Annotated in this window: 23 protein-coding genes; all 23 read left to right on the top strand. The window is 38.1% G+C overall.

Annotated elements, in window-relative coordinates; translation table 11 throughout:
- The first annotated feature begins 238 nt into the window (after nt 1-238).
- The 23 genes from RNZ46_RS12315 (at nt 239) to RNZ46_RS12205 (ending at nt 23,423) form a co-directional block, all read left to right on the top strand.
- Nucleotides 239-787, top strand: coding sequence for a BfmA/BtgA family mobilization protein (locus tag RNZ46_RS12315; protein WP_008992776.1), 549 nt, complete (start codon nt 239-241; stop codon nt 785-787).
- Nucleotides 787-1,815 carry a MobB family relaxase gene (gene mobB, locus RNZ46_RS12310; RefSeq protein ID WP_008992775.1) on the top strand — a complete coding sequence of 343 codons (1,029 nt, stop codon included), beginning with the start codon at nt 787-789 and terminating at the stop codon, nt 1,813-1,815. Before RNZ46_RS12315 ends, mobB begins: the two co-directional genes overlap by 1 nt.
- Nucleotides 1,812-3,257, top strand: a complete 1,446-nt coding sequence (locus RNZ46_RS12305; protein WP_028281656.1) for a type IV secretory system conjugative DNA transfer family protein — start codon at nt 1,812-1,814, stop codon at nt 3,255-3,257. The genes mobB and RNZ46_RS12305 overlap by 4 nt, the downstream gene beginning before the upstream one ends.
- Nucleotides 3,258-3,355: 98 nt before the next feature.
- Nucleotides 3,356-3,727, top strand: a complete 372-nt coding sequence (locus RNZ46_RS12300) for a hypothetical protein (protein ID WP_316982468.1) — start codon at nt 3,356-3,358, stop codon at nt 3,725-3,727.
- Between the two features lie 117 nt (nt 3,728-3,844).
- Nucleotides 3,845-8,260 carry a CusA/CzcA family heavy metal efflux RND transporter gene (locus RNZ46_RS12295; protein ID WP_316982467.1) on the top strand — a complete coding sequence of 1,472 codons (4,416 nt, stop codon included), beginning with the start codon at nt 3,845-3,847 and terminating at the stop codon, nt 8,258-8,260.
- A gap of 18 nt (nt 8,261-8,278) precedes the next feature.
- Nucleotides 8,279-9,499: an efflux RND transporter periplasmic adaptor subunit gene (locus RNZ46_RS12290; protein ID WP_316982466.1), complete on the top strand. Its 1,221-nt coding sequence runs from the start codon at nt 8,279-8,281 to the stop codon at nt 9,497-9,499.
- Nucleotides 9,500-9,612: 113 nt separating this feature from the next.
- A complete protein-coding gene (locus RNZ46_RS12285; protein WP_008992771.1) occupies nt 9,613-9,951 on the top strand; it encodes a P-II family nitrogen regulator in 339 nt (112 codons plus the stop codon).
- Between the two features lie 16 nt (nt 9,952-9,967).
- Nucleotides 9,968-10,390 carry a Fur family transcriptional regulator gene (locus RNZ46_RS12280; protein WP_008992770.1) on the top strand — a complete coding sequence of 141 codons (423 nt, stop codon included), beginning with the start codon at nt 9,968-9,970 and terminating at the stop codon, nt 10,388-10,390.
- A 42-nt stretch (nt 10,391-10,432) separates the two neighbouring features.
- Nucleotides 10,433-10,780 (top strand): SpoIIAA family protein, encoded by a 348-nt coding sequence (locus RNZ46_RS12275; protein ID WP_008992769.1) that lies wholly within the window; start codon nt 10,433-10,435, stop codon nt 10,778-10,780.
- Nucleotides 10,781-10,789: 9 nt separating this feature from the next.
- Nucleotides 10,790-13,315, top strand: a complete 2,526-nt coding sequence (locus RNZ46_RS12270; RefSeq protein WP_316982465.1) for a heavy metal translocating P-type ATPase — start codon at nt 10,790-10,792, stop codon at nt 13,313-13,315.
- Between the two features lie 37 nt (nt 13,316-13,352).
- Complete coding sequence (locus tag RNZ46_RS12265; protein ID WP_316982464.1) at nt 13,353-13,790, top strand: Fur family transcriptional regulator; 438 nt, start codon at nt 13,353-13,355, stop codon at nt 13,788-13,790.
- A 247-nt stretch (nt 13,791-14,037) separates the two neighbouring features.
- Entirely contained in the window at nt 14,038-14,829 is a 792-nt protein-coding gene (locus RNZ46_RS12260) for a cation efflux transmembrane domain-containing protein (protein ID WP_040460578.1), read from the top strand.
- A gap of 45 nt (nt 14,830-14,874) precedes the next feature.
- Nucleotides 14,875-15,072: a hypothetical protein gene (locus tag RNZ46_RS12255; RefSeq protein ID WP_008992764.1), complete on the top strand. Its 198-nt coding sequence runs from the start codon at nt 14,875-14,877 to the stop codon at nt 15,070-15,072.
- Between the two features lie 3 nt (nt 15,073-15,075).
- Nucleotides 15,076-15,261, top strand: a complete 186-nt coding sequence (locus tag RNZ46_RS12250) for a hypothetical protein (protein ID WP_008992763.1) — start codon at nt 15,076-15,078, stop codon at nt 15,259-15,261.
- A gap of 18 nt (nt 15,262-15,279) precedes the next feature.
- On the top strand, nt 15,280-16,407 hold the full coding sequence (locus RNZ46_RS12245) for an APC family permease (RefSeq protein WP_316982463.1): 1,128 nt from the start codon (nt 15,280-15,282) through the stop codon (nt 16,405-16,407).
- Nucleotides 16,408-16,604: 197 nt separating this feature from the next.
- Complete coding sequence (locus tag RNZ46_RS12240) at nt 16,605-16,781, top strand: hypothetical protein (RefSeq protein WP_164674149.1); 177 nt, start codon at nt 16,605-16,607, stop codon at nt 16,779-16,781.
- Between the two features lie 23 nt (nt 16,782-16,804).
- Nucleotides 16,805-17,164 (top strand): SpoIIAA family protein, encoded by a 360-nt coding sequence (locus tag RNZ46_RS12235; RefSeq protein ID WP_027126742.1) that lies wholly within the window; start codon nt 16,805-16,807, stop codon nt 17,162-17,164.
- A 459-nt stretch (nt 17,165-17,623) separates the two neighbouring features.
- On the top strand, nt 17,624-18,166 hold the full coding sequence (locus tag RNZ46_RS12230) for a hypothetical protein (protein ID WP_027126741.1): 543 nt from the start codon (nt 17,624-17,626) through the stop codon (nt 18,164-18,166).
- 33 nt (nt 18,167-18,199) lie between these two features.
- Complete coding sequence (locus RNZ46_RS12225) at nt 18,200-20,158, top strand: heavy metal translocating P-type ATPase (protein WP_316982462.1); 1,959 nt, start codon at nt 18,200-18,202, stop codon at nt 20,156-20,158.
- A gap of 506 nt (nt 20,159-20,664) precedes the next feature.
- On the top strand, nt 20,665-21,516 hold the full coding sequence (locus tag RNZ46_RS12220; RefSeq protein WP_027126739.1) for an RteC domain-containing protein: 852 nt from the start codon (nt 20,665-20,667) through the stop codon (nt 21,514-21,516).
- Between the two features lie 276 nt (nt 21,517-21,792).
- Nucleotides 21,793-22,071: a helix-turn-helix domain-containing protein gene (locus RNZ46_RS12215; protein WP_025743375.1), complete on the top strand. Its 279-nt coding sequence runs from the start codon at nt 21,793-21,795 to the stop codon at nt 22,069-22,071.
- 6 nt (nt 22,072-22,077) lie between these two features.
- The gene (locus RNZ46_RS12210) at nt 22,078-22,764 is read left to right on the top strand and encodes a hypothetical protein (RefSeq protein ID WP_025743374.1); all 687 of its coding nucleotides are present in this window, start codon (nt 22,078-22,080) and stop codon (nt 22,762-22,764) included.
- Complete coding sequence (locus RNZ46_RS12205) at nt 22,761-23,423, top strand: P-loop NTPase family protein (protein WP_110355858.1); 663 nt, start codon at nt 22,761-22,763, stop codon at nt 23,421-23,423. The genes RNZ46_RS12210 and RNZ46_RS12205 overlap by 4 nt, the downstream gene beginning before the upstream one ends.
- Nucleotides 23,424-23,425 lie beyond the last annotated feature (2 nt).

The following is a 23,425-nucleotide window of genomic DNA, read 5'->3' as shown; positions in this document are numbered from 1 at the left end:
AATTTTTTATTCCGAAAAAAAGCAACTGACTTTTCAGTCAGGTTGTTTGAAAAATTTTGTCCCTGCGGGACGAATTTGAGAAGCAAGAGGGTAACACGCCAAGGCGATGTTAACGATTGGTTTTTAGTTGTAATTATTTGATATTCAAATAATTACTGGTTATATAAAATAGAGAAATAACAAAGTTTTACAGTAAATCCTTTTGAAACCCCTATAAAACGGCAATTTTTTACAGTAAATGAGTTCAAATCATCAAAAGAAATACAGTTTTTCTGCCATTAGTATTAAACCTAAAGTGGCAACTCGCTTTCGGAAATTTTCCAAGGAAATTACCCATTCACATACTGATACGTTGGAAGCAATGATGAACTTTTTCGATTTGAACGAGCTATCCCCAAATGAATCTTTGGGTGCAAATATGAAGACTTTAGAGAATAGCTTAAAAAAACGAATCAATGCACTTGTAGCTATTATTAGAGATATTGAAAAAAACCAGACCAAGCCTACCAATGCAATGTTGGAATTGCTTTTCCAAGAAAACCCAAAAGAGGAAGAACCACAAGAAGAATTATTTGAATTTGAACAACAGGAATTGATTACAGAAAATGAGGAACTGAATCATTATCGAAATCGGTACGAAGAAGTTCAACAACAATTCCATTCCGTAAAATATGATTTAGAAAAAATCATTGATAAGACCACTTATGTTAAAAGCAGTTTTGGAGGTGGCTATTTAAAACTGGATTTAAGCAAAGATGAATTTGAAAACATTAAACAAAAATTATAATGTATATCACAGTAACCAAACAGACATTAGATGGCAATTATGCACAGAGCGTTTCCGATTTTGTCGCTTATCTCGAAAAAGAAAACGATGACAAATCCATTGATGAAATGGAACATTTTTTCAATCAGTATGGCGAAGAAATATCAGGTAAGGAAGTCATTAAAGAAATTGACGGAAATACGGCTAAACTCAAAAAGACCGAACCAAAGTTTTATTCCATTACAGTCAATCCGAGTGCTTATGAATTGAAGCGATTGCAAAATCATTCCGAGGAACTGAAAAAGTACACCCGAGAATTGATGAAAGAGTACGCTAAATCTTTTAATCGGGAAATAAACGGACGAGCTGTTACTGTAGATGACATTATATACTATGCCAAAATTGAGCATCAGCGTACGTATAAGGGAACGGATAGGAAAATTCAGGAGAACCAACCTTATGCCACCAAGATACTTCAAATTAAGAACGATATCCGGAAAATTAAAAGTGGCGAATTAGAAGGCAACATCAAAAAATTACAGCAAACGATGTCCCGATTGGAAAAAGAAGCACCACATCAACAAGATGGAAAACGCATTGTTAGAGGGATGCCTAAAGAAGGCTCTCAAAGCCATATCCATATTATTGTGAGCAGAAAGGATATGTCCAATAAATACAGTTTGTCCCCTGGTAGCAAGTACAAAGCTTCGGAAACCGTTTTTAATGGCAAACCTGTAAAACGTGGTTTTGATAGGGACAAATTCTTTAAGGCTTCTGAAAAAACGTTTGACACTCTATTTCAATACAAACGAAACTATGTTGAAACTTATAAGGCACGTAAAACATTCCTGAAAAATCCAAAGTTGTATTTCTCAATTCTTTCGGGATTGCCAACCAATGAAAAGGCAACTGCCTATAAAATACTTGCCAAATCTGGTGTGCCCATAATGAATATTCCAACAAACAAAGTACAGTTGGCATTAAAGATAATCAACAAGTTTAAAAAAGGGATTGACCGAGCAATACAGTCGGGTTCTATTGGGATATGAGTATGTCAATACCACATATCATCCTTTTTATTGTTGTTCCGGTATTGTTTGTCAGTACAGTTTTATATGTGTTTCTTCATCAAGAAGAGCCCAAAAACGGAGATAAGAAATATCAGGTACGCTTTAAACTTCGTCGTGGAAAATTTCAAATCGAAAATATCAAGCGAGGTGCATCGATTATTGGCTCTGCGGGAAGCGGTAAAACAGAAAGTGTTATCTATAATTTTTTACAGCATTTTAGTACCCATCAATTTTGTGGTATCATACACGATTACAAGGATTTTGAACTTACCGAAATTGCCTACCCATTATTTAAAGAAAAGGATATTAAATTCTATACCATAGCTTTTGACCAAATCCATTATTGTGTAAACCCAATTACCCCAAGATATTTGCCCAATGAGGAAAGTGTGAATGAATTATCCAAGGTACTCATTGAAAATCTTTTGGAGTTCAACGAATCCAGTACAAACAGTACCACAAAATTCTTCAGTGATGCTGTTGAAGGTTTGATGGGTGGAATGATTTGGAAACTAAAAACGTCCTATCCTCAATATTGCACCCTGCCCCATTTGATTGCTATTTTTCAATCGATGACTACCAAACAGTTGGTTACTTTTGTGAGCTCAAATATCACTTCCCGAAGTATGGCAAGTGCTTTTATCAACGGAATGGATTCTGACAAACAAACGGCAGGTGTGAAAAGCACATTGGCCAATGCCTTTAAAAAGATAGGTTCACAACAGTTGTTTATGGCTTTGTCAAAAGATGAAGTACCATTGAATATCAACAGCAAGGACAATCCTGCTGTTATCTGCATCGTGAACCATCCCAAATATGAATCAGCTTACTCGCCTATCATCGCTGCAATTATGCACACAGTCATCAAGCAAATGAGCGTGAGAGGTCAACAGTCGTCATTTTTAATGATGGAAGAAGCCCCAACCATAAAGCTGCTTAATATGCACCGCATTCCCGCAACTTTAAGAAGCTATGATATTGCCACAATTTACGTGATGCAGGATAAAATTCAGAATGATATGCTATATGGAGACAAAGCGAGTAAGGCTATTTTGAGCAATCTTTCCTATCAGTTTTTCGGCAAAGTTAATGACCCAGATACTGCAAAATATTATGAGCGTTTCTTTGAGATTGTTCGTAAGGAAACCACAAGTATAAATCGTGGACACAATCTAAATTTTGATACGAGAATTACCACAGGCGAAAAAGAAGTTTCTAAACGTAGAGCAGATGTTTTCTTTCGTTTGAAACAAGGCGAGTTTATAACTTTTGCTGATGGCAAAGATAAAAGAGTTCAATTTAAACTACAAACGATTAAAAGAGAAATACCAAATCCTCATCAACATTTTACAACCGATGAATTAAAGCTCAATTTTGAACGGATTTATAGAGAGGCAAAATCTATATTTAAGGTTAACTAAAATTAGTAAATAAAGAACAACCATAGTTTTTGCACAACCTGTGCATCGATTAATTTGTATCTTTGTGAAACTTTATGAAAATATTCTTTTCTATATCAATGTCTATTTTATCCTTTTTTCAGGGAATTAGCATTGATATGGACTTTTGTGGGCCAATTAAAGAAATTTCAAGCATTATTACCCATTATCAAGACCATAAAGTTTATGGAGACTCTTTCCTTGAATATGTAGTTGAAGATTACATCGACAACGATGCAAAAAATGAAGGGCATCATAATAACCCAGATAAGGAGAATACACCAAGCCATTCCCATCATCAATGTTGTCACCCTTTAGTATTAATTATTGCGAACAACAGTTCGGCTTTAACCAATCGACTAAAGTTTGAAGATAAAAAACAGTTTAACTTACATAAAGTAAACTTCACTTCCAGATATCTGGAATCGCTTTTCCAACCCCCTAAAGTATAATTCAGTTTTTTTAGGATAGCTATATCCTACCGTGATGCTTTTCAAAGTAAGTATCGCATCATAAACGCATTGCATCTCTTTGCATTGCGATGTTTAAACTGAATTAATACTTTTTCTATGATTAACAAAATCATCTCATTTTCCATTAATAACAAGTTTATTATTGGCCTCTTTATAGTGGCTCTTGTGGGTACGGGCATTTGGTCTATGGCCACTATAAATCTGGGTTCTGTACCCGATATTACCAACAATCAAGTTCAAGTGATTACTACTGCGCCAAACCTTGGCACAGAGGATATTGAACAATTTGTAACTTTTCCCGTAGAATTGGCAATGGCCAACCTCCCCGACGTGATCGAGCTGCGTTCGGTGTCCCGTTTTGGTCTTTCGGTGGTTACCATTGTCTTTAAGGATGAGGCTGGAACCTATCTGCCAAGGCAATTGGTACAGGAAAAATTGACCGAAGTTGCTGGAGAAATCCCTGAAGGTTTCGGCACACCTTTTATGGCACCCATAACAACAGGTCTGGGCGAAATTTTTCAATATACCTTAAAAGTAAAAGAAGGCTATGAAGACAAATATGACGCAATGGAGCTTCGTACCATCCAAGATTGGATTGTTAAACGCCAAATGGCACTAGTCCCCGGAGTCGTTGAGGTCAATGCCTTTGGAGGCTATGTAAAACAATACGAAGTTGCCATAAATCCTGATAAACTAAAAAGTTTTGGCATTACAATGAATCAGGTTTTTGAGGCCCTTAAAGTGAACAATGCCAATACTGGTGGAGCTTATATCGAAAAAAACCACCAAGCCAATTTTATCCGTGGCGAAGGGCTGGCACGAAGTATTGCCGATTTGGAAAACACGGTTGTAACCACACAAAATGGAAGCCCGGTTTTAATACGTGATGTCGCGGAAAAAGTAGGCTATGGTAATCAAGTGCGTTATGGTGCGTTTACCCAAGATGGACACGAAACTGTTGGTGGACAAATTTTAATGCTGAAAGGCGAAAGCCCAGGCGACGTGATTGAAAATGTGGAAAAGCGTATTGTAGAAATTCAAAAATCCCTGCCGGAAGGTGTTTATATTGATGCTTTTTTAAGCCGAAGTGAACTTATTGAGGCAACCACAAGTACCGTTAAAAACAATCTAATAGAAGGAGCCCTAATCGTCATATTTGTTTTGGTCTTACTTTTGGGAAGCTTCCGTGGTGGCTTGATAGCAGCTTCGATAATCCCTTTATGTCTATTATTTGCATTTATTTTGATGAAACAATTTGGCATTTGGGCAAATTTAATGTCCTTGGGTGCGATCGATTTTGGAATTATTGTAGATGGAGCGGTGATTATCGTGGAAGGAGCGGTTTTCCACATTCATCAACGGATGAAAAAATCCACAACCGCCATCAACCAAGCTGAAATGGATGAAATCGCCTATGATTCTTCAAGTAAAATGATGAATTCTGCCTTCTTCGGTCAACTAATTGTTCTTATAGTTTTTACACCGATTCTTTTTTTGACCGGTGTGGAAGGGAAAATGTTCCGGCCAATGGCATTTACATTTGGTTTTGCCGTTTTAGGAGCGATTATCCTTTGTCTTACCTACGTGCCAATGATGTCATCATTATTTTTAAAACCTGCTAAAAATCAAAATAGTTGGTTCGCCAAGTTTGAAAACAAGATTGATAGGTTCAGTGATAAAATTATGGATGTTCTGAATCGTATCTATCTGCCTATATTAAATTTTGCACTTCGCTTTCGGGCAGGTGTGGTTATAGGCGCGGTTTCCTTGCTTTTGATTTCAGGATTTATTTTCAGCAATATGGGAGCAGAATTTGTCCCTAAATTTGATGAAGGCGATATTGCATTTCAAGCATTGATAAAACCGGGGAGCAGTCTTACAGAATCTATTGAGGCTTCAGAGAAACTTCAGAAGTTAATCAATGAGTTTCCGGAAGTAAAAACAGTAGTTTCTAGGATTGGTGTGGCCGAAATACCGACAGACCCGATGCCTATGGATATTGCCGATAGTTATATTATTCTTGAAAAAGATAAGAGTAAATGGACTTCCGCAGATAGTAAAGAAGAACTGATAGAAAAAATACAGGAAAAAATTTCAGTAGTTCCCGGCGTAAATTTCGTGTTTACCCAACCTGTAGAACTTCGTTTTAATGAATTGCTTACAGGGGTTCGTGAGGACGTGGCAATCAAACTGTACGGAGAAGATTTAGGCGTTTTGGCAGACAAGGTACAGGAAATCGCAGCGGTCATCAGAACCGTTCCCGGAGCGGCTGACCTCAATGTAGAAGCTACAAGCGGTTTGCCACAAATGACAGTGGTGTATAACCGGGCAAAAATGGCACAATACGGTGTAACCGTTGACAAGCTGAATGATTATGTAAGTGCTTCATTTTCTGGAGAACAGGCAGGAGTCATTTTTGAAGGGGAAAAACGATTCGATGTGGTCATTCGTTTGGCAGAGGAATATCGACAAGATATCAACAGCTTAAAAGATCTTTATATCGATTTGCCAAACGGTGCACAAGTACCATTAAAGGAAGTGGCTGATATTAGCTACAAACCGGGGCCAATGCAGATTTCAAGGGATAATACCTCGCGACGTATTTCGGTAGGGGTCAATGTTCGTGGACGCGATGTAAAATCGATGGTCGAGGAAATTCAGCAAAAACTGGAAACGGAAGTAAAACTGCCCGCAGGTTATTATGTTACTTACGGAGGGTCATTTGAAAACCTGCAACGAGCTTCAAACCGATTGATGATTGTAGTCCCAATAGTTCTATTAACAATATTTGTTCTGCTCTACTTTGCTTTGAATTCATTTAAACAAGCTATGATGATCTATATGGCAGTGCCTTTGGCAGCCATTGGTGGCGTTTTCGTCTTGTTGATTCGTGGAATGCCTTTCAGTATTTCTGCGGGAGTCGGGTTTATCGTGCTCTTCGGAGTTGCCGTATTAAACGGACTCATACTCATAAACAAATTCAATGAACTAAAAGACAGTGGAATGACAGATATAAAAAAACGTATATACGAAGCTACACATGAACGTTTACGTCCAATTTTATTAACAGCCATTACAACAATTATGGGTTTTATACCCATGGCGGTTTCCACCTCTGGTGGTGCAGAAGTACAGCGCCCCTTGGCAACAGTAGTCATTGGTGGAATGCTTACGGCAACATTTCTGACCTTGGTGGTTATACCTATTCTTTATTTTTGGCTTGAATCGAGAAAGGAACGAAACAATACTGGTGGAGATGTAAGCTACATCAACAAATCCACGAACATTGTAACCGTACTATTGATGGTTGGTGGTTTGATGGCTTCGGGAACTGCTATTGCCCAAAACACCAGTCCAAATGGCACAATTCCAAAAACCTTGACTGTAGATGAGGCTATTGCGATGGCAAAGCAGAATTATCCATCGCTTAAGGAGAGTCAGGCATTTATTGAACGGGAAAAGGCACTAAAGGGAACGAGTTTTGACCTTGGTAGCACTCAAGTTTTCACGGGCAAGGAAGAATATGGCAATAGTCTTCCTGGCGTTCAGACAACCGTTGGTGTGCAACAAGGCAACATTGATTTGCTTTCAGGATTTTCAAAATCGAAGTTTTACAAAGAGCGCATTGCCTTGGGAGAAAAGTTTTATGTGGCCAGTGAACAACAGTTGGTGCGCAATGTGATGCAAGCCTATGACCAAATTAATTATTACAAGGCACAGTTGCGTTTTGCTGATCAATTGGACAGTACTTATGCCAATTTTAAGGCCGCTGCCCAACTTCGGTATGACACTGGAGAAACAGGCAAGTTGGAATTTATTGCAGCCTCTTCCGAATTTCAACAGATTCAAGTGTTAAGGCAACAAGCCTATGATGATATTGAAATTGCCAAACGTGCCTTAAAACAATATTTGGGAACGGACGAATCCATTGAAACGGTAGATGGTTCTTACGAGCCATTGGATTTTATCGCAACATTGGATTCAGCTTCGGTTGCCAATAACCCAATGTTGCAATATGCCTTGCAGAATGCCGAAGTAAGTAAAGCAAATGTGGGCGTTGAAAAATCGCAATTCCTACCAAAATTCAGTTTATCGTATGGTAGGCAGGTTGTGGATGATGTTTCAGGATTTAATACCTATCAGGCAGGTATTAGCATTCCGTTATGGTTTTTTCCGCAGAAGTCAAGAGTCAAGGCAGCGAAGGCAGACGCAATGGTTGCAGAGAGTCAATATTTGGAGCAAAAAGCGGTTACAGAAAGTCGCGTGTCGCAATTGGCCAAATCACTCGAAAAAACCAAGAAGATTTTGCAATATTACGAAGAAGGCGCACTATTGTTGGCAGAAGAACAAATTACCACAGCGCAGTTGGCTTCTAAAGAAGGCGAAATAGATTACGTCAATTACATCACAATTCTCAACAGCGCCATCCGTATTAAACAAAACCATTTACAATACATCAATCAGTATAACCAGCAGTCTATTGAGGTACAATATCAGTTGGGCAATCTATAATATAAAATGAAAAATAAAATGAAATATTTATCTATAATTAGTTTAGCTTTAGTAACCTCATTATTTATAGGTTGCAATAATAAGGCAGATTCAGAATCAGGTCATACTGAAGAAATTGCATCTTCGGAAAAAACGGAGCAATTCGAAGAAGGTGGTCACAGCGAGGAAGAAGGCGTTGTGGAACTTACAAAGCAACAGGCCGAAACCATCGGTTTGGAAACGAAACCTCTGGAGGAACGGAATTTAGGGAACAACATTAAGGTAACAGGTACGCTGGAACTTTTCCCACAGGATAAGGCGAATATCAGTCCGTTTGTTGGTGGAAATGTGAGTTCCATAAAAGTAATACCCGGAGATAACGTAAGTAAAGGGCAGGTGTTGGCATATATAGAACACCCAGACATCATTGCAATGCAACAGGAATATCAGGAAAAAAATGACGAACTGGTCTTTTTGAAACAGGATTTTGAACGCAAGCAGACCCTTTATGACAAAGGTGTTTCTTCGGGCAAGGAATTTCAGATGGCGCAGTCAAAATTTCGTTCCACAACGTCCAGCGTCAATGGTTTGCGTTCCCAATTGAAACTGTTGGGCATTAATCCGGACAAAGTGGCTGAAGGTCAAATATATTCCGCTGTACCCATTACAACGCCCATAAGTGGTTACGTGGATGAAGTAATGATTAGCCTTGGCGACTATGTGGCGCAACAATCCAAAATGTTCTCAATAAGCGATAATTCAAAGATTTATGTCAACTTCAAAATATATGAGAAGGACATAAAGCAAATCAAGAAAGGACAACAGATATATTTTTCAACGGCCTCTCGTCCAGATGAACTGCTTAAAGCAACCGTTCGGTCTGTGGGTAAAACATTTAACACCGAACCAAAAGCCTTGGAAGTTTTGGCAGATATAGAAAACAAGGATAAAAACCTATTGCCAGGTATGTACGTGGAAGGGCGAATAGTGCAGGGCGAGAAAAAAGGTTTCGCTATTCCTGAAGCTGCCATCATAAAAGAAGGCGAGCAATCCTTCATTTTCATTTTGGATGAAGATGAAGAAATGGAAGCGGGCAAAATGAAATTCAAAATGATACCCGTAACGGTTGGTATTACTGATTTAGGTTTTGTTGAAGTCAATCTTCCTGCCGAAGTTTCAAAGGATGCCAAAGTGGTCATAAACGGAGCTTATAACCTGTCTTCGGAAATGGTAAAAGGCGAACTGGAACACGGACATTAATTCAATAATAATCAAAGGTTTTGATTCCGAGTTTGTTATCGTCTTAATTAGTTAGTTAAAATTAAAAAACAGGCTCGGTTCAAAATTGATTAAAAATTTAAAAAGTTAATAATATGAAAGAAATAAAAGCATTTATAAAACCGAACCGGATCCAAAGGGTAATTGAAGCTCTTGCTGATAGTGGTTTTAAAAGTATGACACTTTCACAGGCAGAAGGCACGGGAGCATTCAAGGCAAAAGGCGCAAAACCCTCGCTTGATTTTCACGTGACAGATAGTCCAGTGGTCAAGCTGGAACTGGTCTGTCAAAATGAGGAAGTTCAAGTCGCAATTGAAACAATTCTAAGAAATGGAAAAACGGAAGAACCAGGGGATGGTATAATTTATATAGCTAATATAGAAGATGTCTTTCAGATTAAAACGGGAGAATCCTTAAAACGTTACGACCTGTAAACCTCTTTCTGAACAAATGGAAAAAATAGTTCAATTTTTAGAAAGCAAAGGAATACGGCCTACTGCAATGCGCCTTATGACCTATAAGCGGTTGGCAGAGTTGAATGTTGCCATCAGCCTTGGCGACTTGGAAAAGGATTTTAAGGTCAGTGAAAGAAGTACTCTATTTAGGACTATGAAAGCGTTTGAAGAAAAAGGTATTGTGCATCAAATCGAGGATGGTACGGGAATTATAAAATACGCCCTTTGCGAAGAAAATTGTGAATGCGAGGTCGGCAACGACCTTCATTTGCACTTTCATTGCAACAATTGTAATGAAACGGTCTGTTTAACAGAGCATAAAATCCCTCACATCAACTTGCCTGATGGCTATATCACGGAGGACATTAACTTGGTGGTAAAGGGTATCTGCGAAAAATGCAGTGGCAATTTGGATTAAACCTTTGGTTTTTAAATTCAATTATCATTTAAATAATGAGCAATGATAACAATCTATAAAAAAGAGGCTACTGTATATATGGTAGCAGAGAATAAGCTGGATGCCAAGGATTATGAAAACTTGATACCGGTCTTAACAGAACACATAAATGCATATCAGGAAGTGTTCTGGTATATTGAAATGCAAAATTTTGAAGGCTGGACGGTAAGTGCCTATTGGAAGGGTATTGAATTAAATCTTCCGAATGAAAAGCATTTAAAGCGTGTTGCTTTGGTGGGTAGCGTTAAATGGCAAGAGCAATTTACCGAGGTATTGCTTCCTTTTTCAGAAGCTCATATAAAATTTTATAAGACCGAAGAAAAAGACGATGCCAAAGAGTGGATAAAATAAAAATAAAAAATGGAAAAACTACAACTAAAAATATCGGTCATCCTTCCGCAAGTTCCAAACGAAAAAGATTCTTGTGTTGAAAGGCTTATTCAAAAACTACAAGCTAAAGAGGGCATCGAAAAAGTGCACATTGCCGATGCAAACGGAGCTAATGTGCCACAGCTCTGTTTTCATTATGACCCAGATATCATTTCCATCGACCGCATTCAATCCCTCGCCGAAAGTACTGGTGCCGAGATTACCGAAAAATACGGGCATTTGCTCATTGAAGTTAAAGGAATCAGACACACAAGACAGGCTCGTTCCATAGAGAAAAGCCTTTTGGCAATCAATGGAGTTTTGGAAGCTTCCGTTTCAGGCTCTGGAATGGTACGACTTGAGTTTGATAAAAAGCAAACAAATTTTGATGAAATAAGCAAACAAATTGAAAAGGAAGACCTTCAGGTTCAACGCAGTGCTTCAAACGAAAATGATTACACCAAAGCATCCAAAAAACAGGAGCGTTCAAAGAAGGAAGAGACTAAAGAGCAAACTTCCACAGAGGGACACGAGCACAAAGAAGGCGAGACCCACGAGGAAGGAGAAGAGCACGCCCACGGTGGTATTTTCGGTAAAAATACGGAGCTCATTTTTTCCATTATCTGTGGGGCACTTCTCGGAATAGGTTTCGGCCTTTCCTATGTGGAATCCATCCCAGATTGGGTCAGTCTTACTTTATACATTGGCGCTTACTTTTTCGGTGGTTTCTTTACGGCCAAGGAAGCAGTACAGACCGTCGCCAAAGGCGGTTTTGAAATTGACTTCTTAATGTTGGTTGCCGCCATTGGTGCCGCCATTCTGGGAGAATGGGCAGAAGGTGCATTGTTATTGTTCCTGTTTAGTTTGGGGCACGCCCTTGAACATTATGCAATGGAAAAGGCCCGAAAGTCCATTGCGGCACTGGCAGATTTGGCACCAAAAACGGCATTGCTCAAAAAAGATGGCAAGACAGAAGAAGTCGGGATTGAAAAATTAATTATAGGTGATATCATTGTGGTCAAGCCCAACAGTAAAATATCTGCCGATGGTGTTGTGGTCAAAGGAAAAAGCAGTGTCAACCAAGCACCTATCACAGGGGAAAGTGTACCTGTGGACAAAATTCCTGTGGAAGATACGGGCAAGGACTATTCAGCAGACGATGATATCAAGGACGAAAACCGCGTTTTTGCTGGAACTATCAACGGTAATAATACTCTGGAAATAAAGGTAATCAAAGAAGCCAAAGACTCTACGCTGTCCCGACTGGTCAAATTGGTCAACGAGGCACAGACCCAGAAATCCCCTACCCAACTGTTGACCGACAAGTTTGAAAAATATTTTGTACCATCCGTACTGATATTGGTTAGTATCCTACTCTTTGCCTTTTTGGTCATTGATGAACCGTTTAGTGCCAGTTTTTACCGTGCAATGGCAGTATTGGTAGCTGCCAGCCCCTGTGCACTCGCCATTTCAACACCAAGTGCGGTATTAAGCGGTGTGGCACGGGCAGCACGGGGCGGTGTACTTATCAAAGGTGGGCGACCACTTGAGGATTTAGGGGTCATTACCGCTTTGGCTTTTGATAAAACGGGCACGCTTACCGAAGGCAAGCCCAAACTTACCAAAGTAGTACCACTGGGAAATATTGAAGAAAATGAACTGTTAAAGATAGCCGTTGCCGTTGAAAACTTGAGCGACCACCCTTTGGCCAAAGCCGTCGTAAGGGATGGGAAAGAGCGTCTGAAAGGTACTGATATTACCGATGCGTCAGATTTGGAAGCGGTTCTAGGAAAAGGTATCAAAGCGTCCTTTGGCAAGGATAAAATCTATATTGGAAACCTTGACTTGTACGAAGACCTCGATGAAGCAATACCATCCGAAGAAATATCGAATAAAGTAAAAGAACTTGAAGGTGGTGGAAATACCACAATGCTCATAAGAAGGAACAAAGAATATATAGGTATCATCGCCCTGATGGATACCCCACGGGAAGCGGCCAAGGAAACCCTTAAAAAATTAAAGGAAATCGGTATTAAGCGGATGATAATGCTAACTGGCGATAATCAAAAGGTTGCCGATGCCGTTGCTAAAGAAATTGGGTTGACCGATGCTTGGGGAAGCCTGTTGCCGGAGGAAAAGGTTGATGCCATTAAAAAATTAAAAGAACAGGAATCCAAAGTCGCAATGGTAGGCGACGGTGTGAACGATGCCCCTGCAATGGCAAACAGCACCGTAGGGATCGCAATGGGTGCTGCGGGCAGTGATGTAGCATTGGAAACAGCTGACATTGCCCTAATGGCCGATAAACTGGAAACCCTGCCCTTTGCCATAGGTTTGAGCAGGAAGGCAAAGACCATTATTAAGCAAAACCTTTGGGTAAGCCTCGGTATTGTGGCATTGCTTATCCCATCGACCATTATGGGTTGGGCCAATATCGGTATTGCAGTGGTCATCCACGAAGGCTCAACGTTACTTGTGGTTTTTAATGCGTTAAGACTTTTGGCCTATAAAAAATAAATTTAATAAAAAGGGTTGCTTTTGAATCAAGGTTAAAATGACCAAAACGGAAAAAATATTATCATATCACGGTATTCGCCCTACTCAAATGAGGTCGAAGATATACAAGTTCCTGAAAAGGAAACAAAGTGCAGTGTCCTTTTCCGATTTAAAAAAAGCCTCTGTTCAAAAGAGCGAAACCAATAAAACAGCCAACAGAACGACCTTTTATCGCAATCTAAAGATTTTTGAGGATAAAGGGTTGATTCATCAGATTAATGATGGTGTCGGGGTGTCAAAATATGCGATTTCTGATGAAAATGCCAAAGGTAAATACGGTACAGATTTACATATGCACTTTCATTGTACCGTTTGTAGGAAAACAATCTGTTTACCAAATAAAATATCGGAAGATAGCTTGCCAGATGATTATGAAGTGAACGATGTGAACTTGGTTTTGAAAGGAATATGTGAAAAATGCAGGAAAAAACAATAAGGATGAAAAAGCTTCAGCAATTGACCAAGGAAATTAACGAATTAACTTTGAGAATTGAACAGGACTATCCTGAACTATACCAATATCTCGATGAAAACCCTATTACCATTCCTGATTGCGAAACACCCGAGATTTCGGTCAACTCGTTCGTGGACTATTTGGATAACCTGAAGTCACTCTTGGAAAGGTATATAGAGTCGCATAAACAAATGAAGCACTTGAGGACAATTAATTCAGTAGTATATAAATGAACAAGAGCACTTTTAAAATCAGTAAAATGGACTGCCCTTCAGAAGAGCAGATGATTCGGATGAAGTTGGAGTCTTATGCCGAAGTAAAATATTTGGACTTTGATATTCCCAACAGAAAATTGGAAGTATATCACGTGGACGATATCAAGGCGATACAAATGTCTATAGCGAGCTTAAAACTTGGGGATTCCTTTGAGGGAACCACAGAAGCCGAACCACCCGTAATGGAAGACCAATCCAAACAAAAAAGAATCCTTTGGTGGGTCTTGGGCATCAACTTTGGCTTTTTCGTTATCGAAATGACCACTGGTTGGATATCTGGCTCAATGGGACTTATAGCAGATTCGTTGGATATGCTGGCAGATTCCATCGTATATGCGCTAAGCCTATTCGCGGTAGGCGGTGCCATTTCCAGAAAAAAGAAGGTCGCAAAATTCAGCGGATACTTTCAGATGGCATTGGCAACACTTGGGTTTGTAGAGGTTTTGCGAAGGTTTTTCAGCGATACCGAAACACCTTTGTTCCAATGGATGATTATCGTTTCGATTTTCGCATTGGTAGGTAATTTGATATCGCTCTGGCTTATCAACAAAACCAAGAGCAAAGAAGCCCATATGCAGGCAAGTGCCATTTTTACGTCCAATGATATCATTGTTAACGGTGGTGTTATAGCAGCAGGGATACTGGTTTATTTTCTGAATAGTAAATGGCCCGATTTAGTAATTGGCGGCATCGTTTTCACGTTTGTGATGCGTGGTGCAATAAGAATTTTAAAATTGTCGAAGTAGCTTTAAGTAAACCTTGAAATAGAAAAAAATAAATCAATAATAAAAATGAATATTTGGCTTTGGGTAGTAGTATTAGGATTGGCAGCTTGGGCGGCACATTGGGGTGCGGACAAACTGTTGACACCTTTAAAGATGCTGCGTAAACAATGGGGGCTTACCGCTTCGGCAGGGGTTGCATTCCTCGCTCTTGTAAATGCGAGCCCTGAAGTGGCTATGGTGTTTTTTGTTATAAAACTATTTTAAAAAATGAAGGAGGATTTATTTAAGGATTATCAGGAGAGACTTAATGTGCTGGATGAAAATATTAGAGCAGTAGCATTAAAATATGCAAGGGATTTATACGTGGATAAAAAATGCTCAAAAGATGAAGCTTTAGAGCGTGGAATCGTAAAGGCAGAGATGGAAAAAAGAAATTTAGATAAAAATGGATAATAAATTACTAATAGTATTATGGCAGAATTAAAAAAATCATTAGGTACCCTTCGACTCACTTTTTATGGTGTGGGTACTATTGTGGGTGCAGGAATCTATACCGTAATCGGTGCAGCTGCTGGACAAGCGGGCACAGACCTTTGGTTGAGTTTCATTTTTGCAGCAATTGCGGCCAGTGTCTCTGCAATGTCGTATGCAGAATTGTCCTCTACCTACCCCAATGCTGGTGCGGAATTTATTTTTGTACGCAAGGCATTTCCAAAAATTGATATTCCGTCTTTTCTCACGGGTTGGACGATTGCGTTTCATAGTTCGGCCACCATTGCAGCCGTGTTACTTGCCTTTTCGGGGTATTTCAATACGTTTTTTAATATGCCCTCTCTTCTAATAAGTTATGGCATTTTATTGGTGTTGTCATTAATTAGTATTACAGGCATCACAAAATCGTCGACAGCAAATATTATTATGGTCAGCATTCAACTTTTGGGATTGTTATTATTGATAGTATTTGGACTTTTGGAAACTGGTCCACCCAAAGCAGAATTTTTTAAAATTGAATCGATTTCTGGAACTTTGGCGGCCACAGCTACACTGTTCTTTATCTATACTGGTTTTGAACATATGGCAGCTTTGGGTTCGGAAGTTAAGAACCCAGGGAAAACAATTCCCCGTGCATTTTTAATGACTATGGTAATAACTACAATAATTTATTTATTTATTGCTTTTACGGTTTTGAATATTGCAGACCCTTCCGCTTTGGCAAACGTGGATTCGCCACTTTCTCTTGCAGCTTCCAATCTCAACAATTGGTTGCCTGTGGTATTGGCTATCGCTGCACTTTTTGCTACGGCTAATGCTGCTTTTAGTGGTATCATATCCATAAGTAGGCTGCTTTTTGGAATGGCCAGTGTCGGAGAACTTCCAAAGTTTATGACCAAAACCAATGCACAGAAAGTACCGTGGGTTACTACTATTGTAGTTATGGCAGCAGTTGCGGGATTTTTATTGTTGGGCGATATTAAGATTGTAGCAGGTATGTCTTCTTTAGGCGCTTTACTTGTTTTTGTTGCCGTAAATGTCGCACTTATCGTGCTTCGGTTTAAAGCACCAGAGCAAGAACGACCATTTAAAGTTCCTTTGGTATAGGACGAGTGCCGATTTTACCCATTTTGGCGATACTTATAAGTCTATCATTGATAATCCAATTTAATTGGCAGGTTTATTCAGCGTTCGTAGGTGCTGTTATCGTGGGTATTGTGCTTGATTATTTTTTGGACAAAAAGTCAAAAGATGAAATAGACCCTGAAAAAGAAAAGGAACTTTTTAACCATTAAAATGAAGCTATGGACTGGATGTTTGAAGATTTTAAAACTGACCTAGATACCTTAAATCCTATTGTACGAGAAAAAGCCCTGTCCATAGCAAAAGAACTAATTGAAAAAAAAGATATTTCAGCAAAAGAAGCTTTATCAGAAGGCATCATAAGGGCGGAAGAATGGTTTTACGATTTAGAAGGATAATTATTAATTAAAAACTATATAAAATGTTACAGATAATCGAATTAAAAGAAAAAAATATTGTTGCAACAAAAGCTTCGGGCAAATTGAGAAAAGAAGATATAGAAAAAATCCATCCACTTATCCACGCCATACTGGACAAAGGAATGAAAGTCCGGTGGTATTTTGAGATGGTCAACTTTACAGGTTGGGATTTACCTGGTTTATGGGAAGACCTAAAAATGGACACAGCCCACGCCACGGACTATGAAAAAATAGCAATGGTAGGAGATAAAAAATGGCAGAATTGGATAACCCAATTTATGAAGCCTTTTACCAATGCCGATATTAAGTATTTCAATATAGACCAAAAGGAAGATGCCAAAAATTGGATTGAGAGCCAGTAAGCTTACTTCCGTAAAAGACAGACGATGAATAAAAAAAGCATTCTTATTACCATTTTAATTGGGTTTGCCATAGGTGTTTTTATCCTTCAACCTTTTGGGATAACAATTTTCACGTTTAGCAGCCAGAATTACGAAATCAATTGATGGCAATATTTAATAAATAATTTCATTGAAATTTTAAATATCAATGGGAATCAAATTTTTGAGAACACTCTGTTTGGCTTATTAGGTGCAAGTGTTGCGCTAATTTATTATTTCGGTAAACGAGAAAAGGATATAGATAACAAGTAGCGGTAAATCGTTATAGGAATGAGCGAAATTTTTTATTTAAATAAGTTAAGTGAAAACTTAATTAATAGCAGGCAGCTTTTATGATGCTTTTTAAAGCAAAATGATTAATAGTATTAAAAGCAAAAGTAGAAGCTGCTTTTTTAAATTATACAAGTAAAGATGCGCATTATGAATATTAAACATTGTTTTTTAATAATCTTGTTGGTTAGTTATTATAAGGTAAATGCCCAAAAAGTTTATACAACTGAAGAAGGTCATATTATGATGATGACTTTGGTTGATGATAAACCCATCAAGGCAGAAAGCCATAAATTGGCACTATATCTTGATTATGATTCCAAAGTGGTCAATGGTGTACTCGACCTTAAGACTTTATCAACATATAGTCCTAAAATCAATGCCCTTTTAGAACAGCGGGAAGACCCTTTAATACTTCGGTTTACTGGCACTATTCCATCACAGGATTTTTTATCAAAACGGCACGACCCTATCAACTTTAATTGGCTGATAGATGTTACTTATCAAGGGAAATCCTTTAAATCACAATTTAAAGCAACCATTACCCATATAGAACAAGGAGTAAGTATGTCCTGCCTGATAAGTGCAACCGGACAATTATTGGTTTCAAATACTGGTTTGGATTCCTTAATAGAGGGTATCGATGATACCATAGAGGTGCAGTTTGCCCAATTGGTGTTGAGATTGGAATGACTGTGAATTTAAATAAAATTATAATTGATATAAATGAAAAAAAAGAAACTGAATTTAAGAGATTTAAATAAAACTTCATCCGATAATCACAAGCGCAATGATGGCCACAACCATAGCAGTCCGGAAAGTATAGGGAAATTTAAAATTTATGTACCAGCAATTTTCAGCTTTGTAATGCTGATTATTGGTATTGCGATGGATTATTTTGACGTAGCTTTTTTTAAAGATTGGATACGTATTGTCTGGTATGCAGTCGCATATCTTCCAGTAGGTTTTCCTGTGATAAAGGAAGGTTGGAACAGCATCAAAAATGGCGATTTCTTTACCGAGTTTTTATTGATGTCCATCGCAACCATAGGTGCATTCGCCATTGGCGAATATCCCGAAGGTGTGGTAGTAATGTTGTTTTATGCGGTAGGCGAATTGTTCCAAAGTGCCGCCGTTAAAAGAGCCAAGAGAAGCATCAAGGCATTACTAGATGTAAGACCTAATGAAGCCTTGGTCTATAGGAACAACAATTATGTTTCTGTAAATCCCGAAATCGTTGCTATTGGCGAAAAAGTGCAAGTCCGTGTGGGCGAAAAAATTCCTTTGGATGGTATTTTATTGTCCGAAAAAGGCTCGTTCAATACCGCAGCATTAACGGGCGAAAGCAAACCTGACACCATTGCAAAAGGAGAAAAAGTATTTGCAGGAAGCATCAACCTTGATGGCGTTATTGAAATCGAAACCACCAAGGAATTTAAAGACAGTTCCATTGCCCGAATCCTTGATATGGTCCAGAATGCCACGGCTCGTAAATCAAAAACCGAATTGTTCATTAGAAAATTTGCAAGAATCTATACACCTATTGTGGTATTCTTGGCGATTGGATTAACATTTTTGCCCTACTTTTTTGTGGATGATTATGTGTTTAACGATTGGTTATATAGAGCATTGATATTCTTGGTAATTTCCTGTCCGTGTGCCTTGGTTATCTCTATTCCGTTGGGTTATTTTGGTGGATTGGGAGCAGCTTCAAAAAATGGAATTCTCTTTAAGGGAGCATCTTTTTTAGATGAAATGACAAGGATAACCACAGTGGTAATGGACAAAACCGGAACCGTGACCAAAGGTGTTTTCAAAATCAAGGAAATAAAAACCATTGATTGGGATGAACCCGAATTTATGAAATACCTAATGGCAATGGAAGAACAATCCACCCATCCCATTGCCAAGGCCATAATGGAATATAAAGCCGATGGCGAAGATTTTCAGGCAAAAGAAGTAACCGAAGTCGCGGGTAAAGGATTAAAAGGCAAAGTAAATGGCAAAACGGTCTTGGTAGGCAACAAAGCATTGATGACTTCAAATAATATCGAAGTTCCATCTGAAACCGACAACATTGTAGAATCCATCGTAATGGTTTCCATTGATGGTAAATTCGCTGGCTATGTCATCATTGCAGACGAATTGAAAGAAGATGCCCACGAAGCCATCAAACAAATTAGAGAATCTGGAATTTCCAAAATCATAATGCTTTCCGGCGATAAGGATTCCATAACCCAACAAGTGGCAAAAGAAATGGGTATTGATACTGCAAAAGGCGGTTTGTTACCAGAAGATAAGCTCAACGAAGTTGAGCATTTGAAAAAACAATTTAATACTAAAGTAGCCTTTATAGGCGATGGCATCAACGATGCACCGGTTTTGGCAGCGAGCGATGTTGGCATTGCAATGGGTGGTTTGGGCAGCGATGTGGCGATAGAGACCGCAGATGTAATCATCCAAACAGACCAACCAAGTAAAATAGCTAGAGCCATAAAAATAGGACGTTCTACAAGACGCATCGTTTGGCAGAATATTGGGTTGGCCTTTGGTGTAAAAGCAGTGGTTTTGGTTTTGGGCGCAGGTGGTCTGGCAACGATGTGGGAAGCAGTTTTTGCCGATGTAGGCGTGGCCTTGTTAGCCATTCTGAATGCGGTTCGATTACAGAAGATGAATTGGAAATAGTATAAAAGAATGTCTCAAAAAAGAAGAAATAGAAGAAACAAAAAAAATCGGAAATCATCGAATACCGACATCACAAAAAGAGATAAGGTCAAAGGTATTCTTATGATAATCCTTATGGTAATAGCCGCATTTCTGCTTTATTTTTTTGTGCTAAAAGGAAATATTCATAAGCATTAATGAATTAAGATAATAAAATATTCCAAGTGGTTTGTGTGGCTACAAAAATTGAAGTGGAAATGATTGATATATAGTAAAAATGATATTCTATGTCGGAAAATAGACGGAATAGACGAAATAAAAAAAGCAATAAAGTACCCTCTGTAAAAAATAGTATTACCAAAAAAGATAAAATAATTTGGATTAGTATTCTAATCGTTGTTATTGTGTTAATCTTCTTTGTACTGTTCTTGCAATTCCTAAAGTACTTTATATCTATTTAATTAATTACAATTTTAAATGCAACGTTATTGCAGAAGATTAAGTGAAAATAATGATACCCAGAATGAATGACGACAAATTACGACGATATATTAAAAAAATTAGACAATAAATTAGATATTCTTGAAATAGAAGAACAAGATATTTTACTCAAAGCTGAAAAAGGGATTAAACTTGCAAAACAGACCCTTAAATCAGTTAGAAGTATCGTAGTTGATTATGAATTTGAAACCAAATTAGAGGAAATTCATTTCTTTAAATGTACTAAACCAAAAATTTATAGCAAACTTATTTATTACGTAAAATTATTTAACATTGAAAGTAAAAGACCCAGGGGAAGCAATAAATCGCAAGTAAAGTATTTGAACAATTATATTGAGAAACTTCAAACCTACTTTAACGACAATCTTGATTTTTACCATTATTACCGCAGGGAAGCTACTGTATTTGATGAGCAATATTTTTTAAGAGGCAAGGCAGATATTCGGTTGTTCCCAGACTCATTTCACTTTTTTGTTGATGAAGAATTTGCAACAAGCCACGATAGTACCGTGGCCTCAATTTTAGCCTACGACCTTTTGATTGTACACTTAAAACGGGAAATTGATAAATTGGAGAATAATGGAAATTATGCAAGTTTAAGATTGTTACAAAGTAAAACCAAAATTACCTGGACAGCCCACAAAATATATTTAATTGAACTGATATACGCTTTGCACAGTACAGATGTCATTAATAATGGTACTGTTGACATTAAAGATATTGCCTATTTTGTTGAAAAAACATTTAAAGTGGACTTGGGCGATTATTACAGAGCTTTTTTGGAAATACGGATGCGTAAAAATGGCAGAACCAAATTTTTGGATATTCTGAAAAAGCAGTTGACCAAACGGATGGATGATACTGATAACGTAAAATAAAACACCCAAGATGCTTCAACTTGGGTGTTTCTTGTTTTATGGAAAATCTCATTTTATTTGGTGGTTTTTAGATAGGGTATTTTTTCTGAAGAAGTACCAAAACCCTCTATTGTATTACATTGAAAATGAGAGAAGAAAAACACCCAAGTAGGCCTAACTTGTGAATAAAATCCAGCAAACTACCCCAATTTTGTAGAACGAAAGTCAAATCAGGTCAGGGGCTATCATTTTAGATGAAAGCAAAACGGTAGTCCCTTTCTTTTAATCCGTTCTATTATGCCCACAAGTATTATTACCACAGACGACCTTCGAGAATTCAAAATGGAACTGCTCGATGATATCAAGGAACTACTCAATAGCCAATCTGGTCATATTACCAAAAGGTGGCTAAAATCCCCTGAAGTAAAAAAGCTTTTGGGAATCTCTTCTGGCACGTTACAGAATTTAAGAATTAATGGCACATTGCCCTACACCAAAGTAGGGGGTGTACTCTATTACGATTACGAAGAAATAATTAGCGTAATGGAAAATAATAAAGTTCATAACAAATTCTAAATCGTTTTGGAGCAGGTCAATTACATTAAGCACCTAAACGCTGTATTCTTACAATTCTCAAAGGATAGCCGTTTAAATCCCACGCACATAAGTTTGTACGTGGCATTGTTTCAATTATGGAACAACTATCACTTTCCGACAGAATTCTATATCAATCGAGAAGAAGCGATGCGGTTTTCCAAGATTGGTTCAAAAACTACCTACCATCGCTGCATCAAAGAACTACATCATTGGAAATACCTATTATACGAACCCTCACATAATCCATTTAAAGGCAGCAGAATCAAGATGTTCAATTTTGGGACAAGTGATGGACAAGCTCTGTACCCAAACCCTACCAATATCGGGACAAGCAATGGACAAGCGGTGGTATCTATAAACAAACATATACAAACAGGAAAAAACAAAGCAAATGATACTAAACTTGACAAGCCAAAAAATGAAAATGAAGTCATTGATTTTTTTGAAAAGGAAAATTGGCCAGAATTGGAAGCCAAAAAATTTTACAACCACTACCAAGGCATCGGTTGGAAAGTAGGTGGAAAAACAAAAATTGTCGATTGGCACGCCACAGCTCGAAACTGGATGATAAAGGCCGAAGAGCTAAAAGAAGAAAAAACAATGGTTGCAGTTAGCCAAAATACGGACAACCTAAAGACAAGTTCCAACAAAAATTATAATGAACCATTATGAATCCCCACAAACCACATATCATTACCGAGGGTAGCGTTCAATACACCTTGGGAGAACTGAAAGACAATCAAATGCTTTATGATTTTGATAAAATGCTAATTTATCTCAATGCCAAAGGAAAACTACTTTTTGGCAAGAAATTCAAAATTTTTGAAGAAGACCGTGATATTATATTCAAGCTCTGTAATTATTTTATCAGGGATGAAGCTAATTGCAAAAAATTAGACATCGACCGCGATAAAGGGATTTTGCTTTCTGGTCCTGTTGGTTGTGGAAAAACCAGTTTAATGAAACTGTTACGCCATATTGTGCCACATCAGAAATCGTATGAGGTTATACCCACACGAAACATTGCCTTTGCCTTTAATAATATTGGGTACACCATCATTGAAAATTACGGCGACAAAAAGTTTTATTGTTTTGATGATTTGGGTGTAGAACCCACCGGAAGGCATTTTGGAAAAGATTGTAATGTAATGGGCGAAATCTTACTTTCACGTTATGATTTATTTTTAAGTCATAAAACTAAAACACACGCAACTACAAACCTCAATGCTAAAGAACTGGAGGAACGTTATGGGAATAGGGTACGTTCAAGGATGCGACAACTGTTCAATTTAATTGCCTTTGATAAAAGCAGTCGTGATAAAAGGGATTAAAT

The organism is Hwangdonia lutea, from assembly GCF_032814565.1.
Taxonomy (GTDB): Bacteria; Bacteroidota; Bacteroidia; order Flavobacteriales; family Flavobacteriaceae; genus Hwangdonia; species Hwangdonia lutea.
This window is presented reverse-complemented; position numbering and strand designations above follow the sequence as displayed.

Coding starts and splice junctions, on each gene's coding strand:
- RNZ46_RS12250 (WP_008992763.1), top strand. CDS start 15,076: ATGAAGGAGGATTTATTTAAGGATTATCAGGAGAGACTTAATGTGCTG.
- RNZ46_RS12300 (WP_316982468.1), top strand. CDS start 3,356: ATGTCTATTTTATCCTTTTTTCAGGGAATTAGCATTGATATGGACTTT.
- RNZ46_RS12215 (WP_025743375.1), top strand. CDS start 21,793: ATGCCCACAAGTATTATTACCACAGACGACCTTCGAGAATTCAAAATG.
- RNZ46_RS12295 (WP_316982467.1), top strand. CDS start 3,845: ATGATTAACAAAATCATCTCATTTTCCATTAATAACAAGTTTATTATT.
- RNZ46_RS12245 (WP_316982463.1), top strand. CDS start 15,280: ATGGCAGAATTAAAAAAATCATTAGGTACCCTTCGACTCACTTTTTAT.
- RNZ46_RS12280 (WP_008992770.1), top strand. CDS start 9,968: ATGGAAAAAATAGTTCAATTTTTAGAAAGCAAAGGAATACGGCCTACT.
- RNZ46_RS12305 (WP_028281656.1), top strand. CDS start 1,812: ATGAGTATGTCAATACCACATATCATCCTTTTTATTGTTGTTCCGGTA.
- RNZ46_RS12290 (WP_316982466.1), top strand. CDS start 8,279: ATGAAATATTTATCTATAATTAGTTTAGCTTTAGTAACCTCATTATTT.
- RNZ46_RS12240 (WP_164674149.1), top strand. CDS start 16,605: ATGGACTGGATGTTTGAAGATTTTAAAACTGACCTAGATACCTTAAAT.
- RNZ46_RS12285 (WP_008992771.1), top strand. CDS start 9,613: ATGAAAGAAATAAAAGCATTTATAAAACCGAACCGGATCCAAAGGGTA.
- RNZ46_RS12220 (WP_027126739.1), top strand. CDS start 20,665: ATGACGACAAATTACGACGATATATTAAAAAAATTAGACAATAAATTA.
- RNZ46_RS12225 (WP_316982462.1), top strand. CDS start 18,200: ATGAAAAAAAAGAAACTGAATTTAAGAGATTTAAATAAAACTTCATCC.
- RNZ46_RS12275 (WP_008992769.1), top strand. CDS start 10,433: ATGATAACAATCTATAAAAAAGAGGCTACTGTATATATGGTAGCAGAG.
- RNZ46_RS12315 (WP_008992776.1), top strand. CDS start 239: ATGAGTTCAAATCATCAAAAGAAATACAGTTTTTCTGCCATTAGTATT.
- RNZ46_RS12265 (WP_316982464.1), top strand. CDS start 13,353: ATGACCAAAACGGAAAAAATATTATCATATCACGGTATTCGCCCTACT.
- RNZ46_RS12260 (WP_040460578.1), top strand. CDS start 14,038: ATGAACAAGAGCACTTTTAAAATCAGTAAAATGGACTGCCCTTCAGAA.
- RNZ46_RS12255 (WP_008992764.1), top strand. CDS start 14,875: ATGAATATTTGGCTTTGGGTAGTAGTATTAGGATTGGCAGCTTGGGCG.
- RNZ46_RS12230 (WP_027126741.1), top strand. CDS start 17,624: ATGAATATTAAACATTGTTTTTTAATAATCTTGTTGGTTAGTTATTAT.
- RNZ46_RS12270 (WP_316982465.1), top strand. CDS start 10,790: ATGGAAAAACTACAACTAAAAATATCGGTCATCCTTCCGCAAGTTCCA.
- mobB (WP_008992775.1), top strand. CDS start 787: ATGTATATCACAGTAACCAAACAGACATTAGATGGCAATTATGCACAG.
- RNZ46_RS12235 (WP_027126742.1), top strand. CDS start 16,805: ATGTTACAGATAATCGAATTAAAAGAAAAAAATATTGTTGCAACAAAA.
- RNZ46_RS12205 (WP_110355858.1), top strand. CDS start 22,761: ATGAATCCCCACAAACCACATATCATTACCGAGGGTAGCGTTCAATAC.